The 11409-nt window shown below is 57.5% G+C and carries 11 protein-coding genes; 6 read left to right on the top strand and 5 right to left on the bottom strand.

Annotated elements, in window-relative coordinates; translation table 11 throughout:
* The first annotated feature begins 18 nt into the window (after nt 1-18).
* The 5 genes from leuC to CIK94_RS12460 all read left to right on the top strand — a co-directional run bounded on the left by leuC (nt 19) and on the right by CIK94_RS12460 (nt 5507).
* Nucleotides 19-1419: a 3-isopropylmalate dehydratase large subunit gene (gene leuC, locus CIK94_RS12440; protein ID WP_094423220.1), complete on the top strand. Its 1401-nt coding sequence runs from the start codon at nt 19-21 to the stop codon at nt 1417-1419.
* Nucleotides 1420-1473: 54 nt separating this feature from the next.
* The gene (gene leuD / locus CIK94_RS12445; RefSeq protein WP_094423233.1) at nt 1474-2082 is read left to right on the top strand and encodes a 3-isopropylmalate dehydratase small subunit; all 609 of its coding nucleotides are present in this window, start codon (nt 1474-1476) and stop codon (nt 2080-2082) included.
* Between the two features lie 13 nt (nt 2083-2095).
* On the top strand, nt 2096-3157 hold the full coding sequence (gene leuB, locus CIK94_RS12450; RefSeq protein ID WP_094384575.1) for a 3-isopropylmalate dehydrogenase: 1062 nt from the start codon (nt 2096-2098) through the stop codon (nt 3155-3157).
* 88 nt (nt 3158-3245) lie between these two features.
* Nucleotides 3246-3800: a helix-turn-helix domain-containing protein gene (locus CIK94_RS12455; RefSeq protein WP_094384573.1), complete on the top strand. Its 555-nt coding sequence runs from the start codon at nt 3246-3248 to the stop codon at nt 3798-3800.
* 33 nt (nt 3801-3833) lie between these two features.
* Complete coding sequence (locus CIK94_RS12460) at nt 3834-5507, top strand: AMP-binding protein (RefSeq protein ID WP_094423221.1); 1674 nt, start codon at nt 3834-3836, stop codon at nt 5505-5507.
* Nucleotides 5508-5535: 28 nt separating this feature from the next.
* Here CIK94_RS12460 and CIK94_RS12465 read toward each other — a convergent pair whose 3' ends face one another.
* The 5 genes from CIK94_RS12465 to CIK94_RS12485 form a co-directional block, all read right to left on the bottom strand.
* Entirely contained in the window at nt 5536-6975 is a 1440-nt protein-coding gene (locus CIK94_RS12465; RefSeq protein WP_094423234.1) for an ATP-dependent RecD-like DNA helicase, read from the bottom strand.
* 361 nt (nt 6976-7336) lie between these two features.
* A complete protein-coding gene (gene rsmD / locus CIK94_RS12470) occupies nt 7337-7867 on the bottom strand; it encodes a 16S rRNA (guanine(966)-N(2))-methyltransferase RsmD (RefSeq protein ID WP_094384551.1) in 531 nt (176 codons plus the stop codon).
* A complete protein-coding gene (locus CIK94_RS12475; protein WP_158214786.1) occupies nt 7864-8655 on the bottom strand; it encodes a DUF3822 family protein in 792 nt (263 codons plus the stop codon). Before CIK94_RS12475 ends, rsmD begins: the two co-directional genes overlap by 4 nt.
* A 4-nt stretch (nt 8656-8659) precedes the next feature.
* Nucleotides 8660-9142 carry a hypothetical protein gene (locus tag CIK94_RS12480; protein ID WP_094423222.1) on the bottom strand — a complete coding sequence of 161 codons (483 nt, stop codon included), beginning with the start codon at nt 9140-9142 and terminating at the stop codon, nt 8660-8662.
* Nucleotides 9143-9219: 77 nt separating this feature from the next.
* Nucleotides 9220-9600 (bottom strand): desulfoferrodoxin, encoded by a 381-nt coding sequence (locus CIK94_RS12485; RefSeq protein WP_094423223.1) that lies wholly within the window; start codon nt 9598-9600, stop codon nt 9220-9222.
* 476 nt (nt 9601-10076) lie between these two features.
* Between CIK94_RS12485 and CIK94_RS12490 the strand changes: the two genes are divergently transcribed.
* Nucleotides 10077-11393, top strand: coding sequence for an ATP-binding protein (locus CIK94_RS12490; protein ID WP_094423235.1), 1317 nt, complete (start codon nt 10077-10079; stop codon nt 11391-11393).
* The last annotated feature ends 16 nt before the right edge of the window (nt 11394-11409 follow it).

Below are 11409 nucleotides of genomic sequence, written 5' to 3' on the forward strand. Positions count from 1 at the left end.
TTCAATACAGAGAATACAATGAACACGCTATTTGACAAGATTTGGGACAGCCACGTGGTACAGCAGATTGCCGACGGCCCCACCCAACTGTACATCGACAGACTCTACTGTCACGAGGTCACCTCGCCGCAGGCTTTCGACAGCCTCCGCCGACGGGGACTGCAGTGCTTCCGTCCCGGACAAATCTACTGCATGCCCGACCACAACATCCCCACCCACGACCAGGACAAGCCGATAGCCGACCCTGTATCGCGGACTCAGGTGGAGGCCCTCGAGCGCAATGCGGCTGAGTTTGGGCTGCCCTACTACGGTGTGATGCACCCCGACAATGGCATCATCCATGTGGTGGGCCCAGAGAAGGGTCTCTCACTGCCCGGTATGACCATCGTGTGTGGCGACTCCCACACCAGCACCCATGGCGCCATGGGTGCGGTGGCTTTCGGCATCGGCACGAGCGAGGTCGAGATGGTCATGGCCTCGCAGTGTGTGCTCCAGCAGAAGCCCAAGACCATGCGCATCACCATCGACGGCAGTCTGGGCAAGGGCGTCACCGCCAAGGATAGGGCGCTCTATCTCATGAGCCAACTCACCACCTCGGGAGCTACGGGCTACTTCGTCGAATACGCCGGCGAGGCGGTGCGCAGACTGTCGATGGAGGGCAGGCTGACGCTCTGCAACCTGTCAATCGAGATGGGGGCGCGCGGCGGAATAGTCGCCCCCGACGAGGTGACGATGGCGTATGTCAAGGGGCGCGACTTCGCTCCCACGGGCGACGCCTGGGACAGGGCTGTGGCTTACTGGCAGACGCTCAAGAGCGACGACGATGCCGTCTTCGACCGCGAATACCACTTTGACGCCGCCTGCATAGAGCCGCGCATCACCTATGGCACCAACCCAGGTATGGGTATCGCCGTCACGGGCCACATCCCCACCCTGGAGAGCATCGAGAGCGAGGGCCGGGCATCATTTGCCAAGGCGCTGCGATACATGGGATTCGCGCCGGGCGAACGGCTGCTGGGTCACAAGATAGACTATGTCTTCCTCGGAGCCTGCACCAACGGCAGGGTGGAAGACTTCCGCGCCTTCGCCTCAATCGTCAAGGGCCGCAAGCGTCACCCCGACGTGGTGGCGTGGCTGGTTCCTGGCTCGTGGCGCGTGATGAGAGAGATAGAGGCCGAGGGCATCGACGTGACGCTGCGCGAGGCGGGCTTCGAGATACGCCAACCGGGGTGCTCGGCTTGTCTCGCCATGAACGACGACCGCGTGGGCGAAGGCAAATACGCCGTCTCGACCAGCAACCGTAACTTTGAGGGTCGGCAAGGACGTGGAGCACGCACGATACTGGCAAGTCCGCTGGTAGCGGCTGCGGCTGCCATCACCGGCACGATAGCCGACCCGCGAGAGCTGATGACCGTGTGAGCGCATATAATATAATAAGGTGTAAAGACCATAATGAATAAAGACGACAAGGAGATGAAACAGAAATTCAATGTCATTACCAGCACGTGCGTACCCATCGAACTCGAAAATATAGATACCGACCAGATTGTGCCGGCGCGCTATCTGAAAGCCACCACGCGCGAGGGCTTCGGCAAGTTGCTCTTCCGCGACTGGCGCTACCACGAGGACGGCACCGAGGTCAAGGACTTTGTGCTCAACGACCCCAAGTACAAGGGCGAGATACTCGTGGCGGGCAAGAACTTCGGTTCGGGCTCGAGCCGGGAGCACGCGGCGTGGGCCATAGCCGACTACGGGTTCAGGGTGGTCATCAGCAGCTTCTTTGCCGATATCCACAAAAACAACGAACTCAACAACTTTGTGCTGCCGGTCGTCGTGAGCGACGGCTTCCTCAGCCACCTCTTCGCCGCGATACGCTCCGACGCCGACACGATGGTAAGAGTGGACGTGGTAAACCAGTCGGTGACCAACCTCGCCACCGGCGAGCAGGAGCACTTTGATCTCAACGGCTACAAGAAGTTCTGCCTGATGAACGGGCTCGACGACATAGACTTCCTCGTGGCCAACCGCGACAAGGTGGCTGCCTACGAGGACAGCAGAAAGCAACAGAACAAGGACAACTAAAATCACAAGCGATATGAAACTCAACATAGCAGTATTGGCGGGCGACGGCATAGGGCCCGAGATTATGGAACAGGGAGTGGCAGTGGTCAAGGCCGTGGCAGAGAGGTTTGCCCACGACGTCAGCTTCACCCCCGCGCTCTGCGGAGCCGCCGCCATAGAGCGGGTGGGCAACCCCTTCCCCGAAGAAACCTTCACCACGTGCATGAACGCCGACGCGGTGCTCTTCGCCGCCGTGGGCGACCCCAAGTTCGACAAAGACCCCACCGCACGGGTACGCCCGGAGCAGGGGCTGCTCGCCATGCGCAAGCGGCTGGGGCTCTTTGCCAACATACGGCCCGTGCAGACTTTCACAGGGCTCATCCACAAGTCGCCCCTGAAAGACGAGATAGTGAGCGGGGCAGACTTCGTGTGCATACGAGAGCTCACGGGCGGCATGTACTTCGGCGAGAAATATCAGGACGACAACAAGGCTTACGACACCAATTACTACACGCGCGAGGAGGTGGAGCGCATACTCAGGGTGGCCTACGACTACGCCATGAAGCGCCGCCGCCATCTCACCGTAGTAGACAAGGCCAACGTGCTGGCGTCGAGCCGACTCTGGCGACAGGTCGCCAAGGAGATGGAGGGCCTCTACCCCGAGGTCAAGACCGACTACATGTTTGTAGACAACGCCTCGATGCGCATGCTCGTAGAGCCCACCTTCTTCGACGTGATGGTCACCGAGAATACCTTTGGCGACATACTCACCGACGAGGGCAGCTGCATATCGGGAAGCATGGGGCTGCTGCCGTCGGCGTCGACCGGGATCCACACGCCGGTATTCGAGCCGGTACACGGGTCATGGCCCCAGGCGGCGGGGAAAGACATAGCCAACCCCGTGGCACAGATACTGTCGGCAGCGATGATGATGGAGCACTTCGGACTGGCTGCCGAGGGCGCACTGATACGCCGCGCCGTCGACGCCGCCCTCGATGCCCACGTGCGCACGCCCGACATTCAGGTCGAGGGTGGCCAGCACTACGGTACCCGCGAGGTGGGCGCATGGATAGCGGGCTATATCGCCACCCACTGACCTCGCGCCAACTCCCGCGACCATCACCCCCACCCCATCGCTCACCCCCACCATCAACAAGCATATCAACCAAAGCAACAAGACAAATATGGACGAAGCAATCAAGCAAATCAGTGAACGCCTGAAAGGGCTGAGAGACGTGCTCGACATCACGGTAGAGGAAATGGCCAACACCTGCGGCATCACGACTGTCGAATATCTCGCCATGGAGAACGCCGAGAGCGAGCTGCATGTGAGCAATCTGCAGAAGATAGCCTTGAAGTATGATATACCACTCGACGTGCTCATGTTTGGTGAAGAACCGCACATGAGTTCATACTTCCTCACCCGCAAAGGCAAAGGACTGAGCGTAGAGAGACGCAAAGCCTACCAGTACGAGTCATTGGCAAGTGGGTTCAGAGGCAGAAAGGCCGACCCATTCATCGTCACCGTGGAGCCAAAGCCTGCCGACACGCCCATCGAGACCAACACCCACGCCGGGCAGGAGTTCAACATGGTGCTCGAGGGCGACATGGAGCTCACCATCGGCAAGAAGACGCTCACGCTGCACGAGGGCGACAGCATCATCTTCGACTCGACACAGCCCCACGGCATGCGCACGCTGGGCGAGAGCAAAGTAAGATTTCTCGCCATCATCTTTTAAGTTTTCACCCAGGATAACAACAACGCTACGATTATGATAGAAAGATTCTTAGCACAGACCACATTCACTTCAGAGGAAGACTTTAAGGAGCACTTGAAGTTCAAGGCCAAGGAGGACTTCAACTTTGCTTACGACGTCATGGACGCATGGGCCGAAGAGGCTCCCGACAAGCTGGCGCTGCTCTGGACCAGCGAGCGGGGTGAAGAGAAACGATTTACCTTTGCCCAGCTCAAGGAGCAGACCGACCAGGCAGCGAGTTATCTGCAGAGCCTGGGCATAGGAAGGGGCGACATGGTGATGCTAATACTCAAGCGCCACTACCAGTGGTGGCTCGCCATGCTGGCGCTGAGCAAGATAGGAGCCGTGGCGATACCCGCCACCCACATGCTTACCGCCCACGACATCGTGTATCGCAACAACCGGGCAAGCATCAAGGCCATCGTCTGCGTGAACGATGACTACGTGACCGCGCAGGTACATGCCTCGCTCGCTGAGAGCCCCACGGTCGAGGTGCTCGTCGCCGTAAACTCTGACACCGAACTGGGCAAAGCCGTGCCCACAGACTTCCACAGCTGGAACGAAGAGTGGGACAAGGCGCCTGCCTTTGTGCGCCCAGAGCATGTCAACACCAACGACGACACACTGCTCATCTACTTTACCAGCGGCACCAGCGGCGAGCCCAAGATGGTGGCCCACGACCACCTTTACGCCTTAGGCCACCTGGCCACAGGTGTGTTCTGGCACAACCTCAACGCAGACAGCATACACCTCACCGTGGCAGATACAGGCTGGGGCAAGGCCGTGTGGGGCAAGCTCTACGGCCAGTGGTTTGCCGGCGCCACGGTCTTCGTCTACGACCACGAGAAGTTCACTGCCGAGAAAATCATGAGGCAGATAGAGAAATACCGTATCACCTCGTTCTGCGCGCCGCCCACCATCTACCGCTTCATGATACAGGAAGACTTCACGCGCTACGACCTCTCCTCGCTCAAGTACTGTACCACCGCGGGCGAGGCGCTCGAACCTGCAGTGTTCCAGAAGTTCTACGAACTCACCGGCATACGCATGATGGAGGGTTTCGGGCAGACCGAGACCACCATGACCCTCGGCACCTTCCCCTGGAACACGCCCAAGCCCGGCAGCATGGGCAAGCCCAACCCGCAATACGACATCCGTCTGCTCAAGGCCGACGGCTCGGAGTGTGAGGACGGAGAGAAGGGAGAAATCTGCATCAAGGTGGGCGAGCACAAGCCCTATGGACTCTTCAAGTGCTACTATCGCGACGAGGAGATGACCCACCAGGTGTGGCACGACGGACTCTACCACACCGGCGACATGGCATGGCGCGACGATGACGGATACTACTGGTTTGAAGGCCGCATAGACGATGTCATCAAGTCGAGTGGCTACCGCATTGGGCCCTTCGAGGTAGAGAGCGCACTGATGACCCACGAGGCTGTGGTGGAGTGTGCCATCACCGGAGTGCCCGACGAGGTGAGAGGCATGGTGGTCAAGGCCACCGTGGTGCTGGCGCGCGACTGGAAGGACAAGGCTGGCGACGCCCTCATCAAGGAACTGCAGCAGCACGTGAAGCGCGAGACCGCGCCGTACAAGTACCCGCGCATCATCGAGTTTGTAGACGAGCTGCCCAAGACCATCTCAGGCAAGATAAGAAGAGTGGAAATCAGAGAGAAGGACCGCAAGTAATCTCACGACATAGCCCGCACCGCGCGGGCTATGTCTGTATCTGCCCCTCGCGCCAGTTGACGAGGAAGAGGCGCTCACGGGCTCGGGTGAAGGCGGTATAGAGCCAGTGGATATAATCGGGAGTAAGCATGTCGTCGGTCATATATCCCTGGTCGATGTAGACGTGAGCCCACTGTCCGCCCTGGGCTTTGTGGCAGGTCACGGCGTAGGCAAACTTGATTTGCAGAGCGGTGAAGTAAGGGTCCTGGCGCATGGCGGCCATGCGGTCGGCCTTGCAGGGCAGGTCGGCATAGTCGTCGAGCACGCGCTGATAGAGCTGGTCGCTCTGCTCGCGGGTGAGCGCAGGCGCATCGGTAGAGAGGCTGTCGAGGACTACGGTAGACTGGTACTCATAGTTGTCGTAGTCGGGGAAATGGAGCCACACGTCGGCGAAGTTGAGACCATGCATCTCGCGCTGACGGCGCACCTTGACCACGCGACAGCAGTCGCCATTGGCAATGAAGGCAAAGGGCGGACGGTCTTCGCCCTGGACAGAGGCTGGCGGGAGATAATGGTTCTTGACTATCATGAGCCTGTCGCCCGAGGAGAGCAGGTCGTCGCCACGGTCGAGGATGGTGGAGCGTATGCCGAGATTGTAGATACGCGCCGTCTTGTTGGAGCGGGTCACGACGATGGTGTCGTCGACGCCCACGTGTTGGTAGCTCTGGCTGAGCGCCTCGATGAGTTCGTTGCCGGGCACCACGCTGACATCGGCAAAACCCTGCAGACGTATGCGCGGCAACTGGGTCATGGCGTCGTGGGTAATCATGGTGCGTATCAGGGTGGCGTTGTAGAGTATTCCGCTCTCTCCAGCCTGTCTTACCACCTCGTCGAGGTCGGCTTGGAAGACCGAGAGTCCATAGCCCTGGAGCACCTCGGCAGCGAGCGCCGGAGACTCTTCCTCGCCCACAGGCGGGAGCTGGGCGGTGTCGCCGATGAGCATGAGCCGGCAGTTGCGCCCGCCATAGACATAGGTGATAAGGTCGTCGAGCAGACAGCCCGTGCCAAAGACGCTCTCGCCCAAGCCCTCGTTGGCTATCATCGAAGCCTCATCGACCACGAAGAGGGTATCGGCATGGAGATTGTCGTTGAGATTGAAGACGCCGCCCCCCGCTGCCACGGAGCGCTCGCGGTATATCTTGCGGTGGATGGTGAAGGCTGCCATGCCGCTGTAGTGAGACAGCACCTTGGCGGCTCGCCCGGTGGGTGCCAGGAGCACCATCTTCTGCCGGAGACTGGCGAGCGTGCGCACCAGGGCAGCGGTGAGGGTGGTCTTGCCCGTACCCGCCGAACCGCGCATCACCATCACGGCATGGTCGTGACGGAAAGCGAGAAAGCGGGCTATCTCTGTGACAGCCCGATGCTGGTCGGCGGTGGGGCTGAAGCCCATCTGCTGCTCCACGCGTGAGATAAATTCGTCGATAGTCATAGTGATGACAAAAGTAATCATTTTAGGCGAGACGCCGACCAAGGGATGCAAGTTTTTTGGTCAGGGCGGCAAAACTCGCAGCCACTCCCGGCGCCGTGGAGAGGGTCGTGGCTGGCTCGTGACATAAGGCACGTGGGCTCGTGACATAAGAAACGAGCCCACGTATCAATTGGCACGAGCCCTCGTTTCTTCCGTTACGAGCCGACAGCGATGGTCACGACGACGCCGAATCATTGGTCTACAGCCACTTGGAACAACGGCCAAAGCAGCGTGAAAAACAGCGGCGGCAGCCAAGCAAAAAGGAGCACTACCCGTGATGGTGGTGCTCCTTGTATATAGGATGGAATGATGGCGGAAGGGACTATCTGAAGATGGAGAAGTTGACACTGCCGTAGACTCTATGCTCCAGATAGCGCGGATGGCACACAAAATTGTTGGCCTTGCCATGCTCAACGACGAGGATGCCGTCGGGCTTGAGCAGATTGTGCTCGAAGATGAGGTCGGGGATGGTGTCGATGTTGTCAAGGGCATAGGGCGGGTCGGCAAAGATGAAGTCGAACTGCTGGCAGCAACTCTTGATAAACCTGAACACATCGCCGCGGATGAGCACGTTGGCATCGGTGCCCAGCTTGGTCATGCACTGGCGGATGAAGTTGGCATGGTCGCGGTCGGCCTCGACACTGACCACCTGGGAGCAGCCTCGCGACAGCATCTCGAGCGATATGCTGCCCGTGCCGGCAAAGAGGTCGAGCGCCATGGCACCGTCGAGGTCTATATATCCATTGAGCACATTGAAGATATTCTCCTTGGCAAAGTCTGTAGTGGGTCGCGCCTTGAACGAACGTGGTATATCGAAGTGGCGTCCCTTATATATTCCTGTGATAATTCTCATCTTCCTCGCATATAAAGTGTAACTACATCGAGCGCAATGCCCTTGATTTCGGTGATAGGTGCACGGTTGAACTCTGCCGAGGGGCTCATGGTGTAAGCCTTGCGCAGATAACGGTGCAGAGAGGTCATCATCTCGTCGCTATCGACAGGGGCGCCCGCGATGTAGAGCTCGTCCTTGTCGGCATCCATCTGCAACTGCTGCCACACGTAGAGCATATAGTATACGCTGTCCTGCGCGCGGGTGGCAGAGTAGGTGTTGCAGAAGCGGAAACGGTGCTTGTCGAAGGCGAAAATGCTCACACAGCCATCGTGGAAGTAGGCATAAAGGCGGCGGCAGAGATGGGTCTCGGCGCGACGGTGCATATAGCTCCACACGGGTTGCTCGACAGGCATGTAGATGACGTCGGCATAATGGTCGTCGATGACCGCCTTGAGGTCGCGGTTGATGGCCATGATGGCGACGGCATTGAGCTGGGGCAGCACGCTGCAGATTACCTCCGTATTGGCTTGGGCGGCAAAGCTGTAGCGATAGAGGGTCTCGGCCTTGGCCTCGTCGAACTCCTCTACAGGTACAATCATGGTGGGTGCCGACAGCATTACCTGCGCTCTGCCCGTAGGGTGAGAGAGCAGTTGGGACTGGCGGAACGCCTCGCGCAGGTTAGCTGCTATCGAGATGCCGCTTCTAACGGTATAGGTCTCGTAAGCCACGCCCTTGACTGCCGTCTTGTCGGCTATGGCAAAGGCGAGCGACGTGTCGCTGATGCGGAGTGTCATCCGCGGTTGCTTCATTGTTTCATTCCCAGTTTCCAGCATTGTTGTCAGGTGTTGTGAGGTCTCCTATTTTCAGTCCGGCAAATTTGCCGTTGTCATTGGCTTCGCGCGTGAGGCGCTCTATCTCTTGTGGATCGAGCCCCTGGAGGTAGTCGTCGTAGGTGGCTCCACACTCCATGAGGCTGACGGCTGCTCCCGAGGCACCGGTGGCTACCGCCGTGCGTATCTCAAACTTACGGCCGCCGCTGTGGGGGATGACGGCGGCAGTGGGCGTGAGCAGCCGGGCGCCGACAAGCGAGTCGACAGATGGTGCGTAGGTGCCGTGGACGGTATGATAGGCTTCCTGGGCTGCACGTATCTGGAGCAGACAGCCTATCACGGCCTGCTCACGCTGGTGGCGTTGGGCGTCGAAACGCATCGGCGCACTGATACTGAGCCAGCATAGCACCACAAGCAGCGCCACACATCCGCCCAAAAGCAAGTTGCTGCCTCTCTTGACATTCATACGAATGCAAAGTTAGACAAAAAACTCCGATTAAGGGGTGTGTGGCGCCAATAAATGATATGTGCAAGGCACAAAACTTACATTTTTGCTGCCCAGAGACCATGCAGATTGCAGTATTCGCGGGCTCCGGTAACGTGGGCAGTGGTCTGGAAGAGGGCGACGGGACGGTCGGTCGGCGTGAGTTCGCGTCGCAATACGCCCTCATCGGTGAGCAGCTCTATCCACTGGATGTAGTGCTCGGGGGTCATGGGATGCTCGACGCTGCCCACGGTGACGCGGTAACCGCCGTCGACGCGCTCGATTACGGGCACGTGCTTCTCCAGGGCGGCATCGGTGGTGTTGGCTTCGAGCAGCTGCATGGGCTGTCCGCAGCACACGAGCGTGCCGGCGCCGGCATGCAATACTTCTACGATGTTGCCGCAGATGGGGCAACGGGCTACTTGTCTGATTGTCATCATATCTTATCCTTTCTTTAGAATGGTGAATAACAAGGCTAAGTTACGGCTATTTCGGATAGGATGGCACTTATGCCGCTTAACTTTAACGATTATTATACTTTCAAGCGTCATCTCCGCGCGTCCAAAGCAAGCCACGGCGGTCGCAAAGGCCATCAAAACCATCGCCAAGGGCATGGAAATTCGCCCTTAGGTGCCTATTTTTGCAAAAAACACGGTTTCTAAGGTGCCTATTTTTACAAAAAATGCCGTTTCTATGATGCCTATTTTTGCAAAAAAGTATGGTTTTAAGGTGCCTATTTCTGCAAAAGTTCGTATCTTTGCATAAGATAGGCGGCACCTCAGCCATTAAGCGAGCTTATGGCGTTCGGCTTGCACTATCTTTGCAAAAGATTGGCGCAGAGACAGCCATTTGTACCATACTGACAGTCAAGGTCTGCGCGCAAACAGTCATCACGAAAACAAAAAAAGACGAGAAGATGAAATACTTGGAAAGAGCCATTGACGGAGAACTGAAGAATTGGAGCGAAAGCGAAAATCACAAGCCGCTACTGCTGCGCGGCGCGCGCCAAGTGGGCAAGACTTCAGCCGTGCGCCATCTGGGCGAGCGGTTCAAGCATTATGTGGAGATAGACCTGAACGATAGGCAGGATTTGCATACCCTCTTTGAAAAGGGATATAGTCCGCAGCAAATCTGCCAGCAACTGTCTGTGATACTGGACACTCCCATCGAAGAGGGCAACACACTGCTGTTTTTCGATGAAATACAAGCGTGTCCTGCCGCTATCAACAGGCTGAGATACTTCTATGAGAAGATGCCTCTGCTCCATGTCATCGCCGCCGGTTCGCTGTTGGAGTTTGCGCTGAGAGACCTGCCGTCATTCGGAGTAGGACGAATACGCTCGCTGTTTATGTATTCGTTCAGTTTCCAGGAGTTCTTATGGGCGCTCGACAAACGCACGCTCGCCGACATGGTGGTCCAGGCTACGCCGGAAGACCCATTACCCGAGCTCATCCATGCCAAGGCGCTGGAATACCTTAGGGTATTTCTCGTCATCGGTGGCATGCCCGAGTGTGTGGCCCGTTATGTGGAGACTGGAAGCATGCTGAAATGTCAGCAGATATTGAGCGAACTGATGATTTCGTATCAGGATGATTTCAAGAAATATCACGAGAAGTTTCCCGTCAACGTGCTGAGAGACGTACTGCGGTCGGTAGCCCTGCAGGGACAAGGCAAATTTGTATATACACAAGTGGGCAGCGACTATCGCACCCCTGTAGTGAAGGAAGCGTTGGACATGCTCTGCATGGCGGGACTCATCTATACAGTGGTACACACCGACAGCAACGGTGTGCCGCTGTATGCTGAAGCCAAAGAAAAATACAAAAGATATATCTTTATGGATACGGGGTTGCTGCAACGGACTCTCGAACTCGACTTGACGGACATACTCGTCTCAGACGACATCAAACTCGTAAACCGAGGGGCTCTGGCAGAGGTATTTGTAGGCGACGAACTGGTGAAGAGCCGCCCGCCATACCTGAATGACAATCTCTATTGCTGGCACAGGGAGAAAAAGAACTCCAATGCAGAGGTGGACTACGTAGTCTCACGCAAAGGAAGAATATATCCGATAGAAGTAAAAGCCGGAGTACGTGGCACGATGCAGAGCATGCGCATCTTCATGGATGCCAAGCAACTGGACAAAGGCATCCGTACATCTCTGGAGAACTTCGGCGAATTTGACGACATCCTCATCTATCCGCTTTACGCTATAGGCAACATCTGCCGGTGATTACCGCGGCAACGGG

It is taken from the genome of Prevotella sp. P4-51, assembly GCF_002251455.1.
Taxonomy (GTDB): Bacteria; Bacteroidota; Bacteroidia; order Bacteroidales; family Bacteroidaceae; genus Prevotella.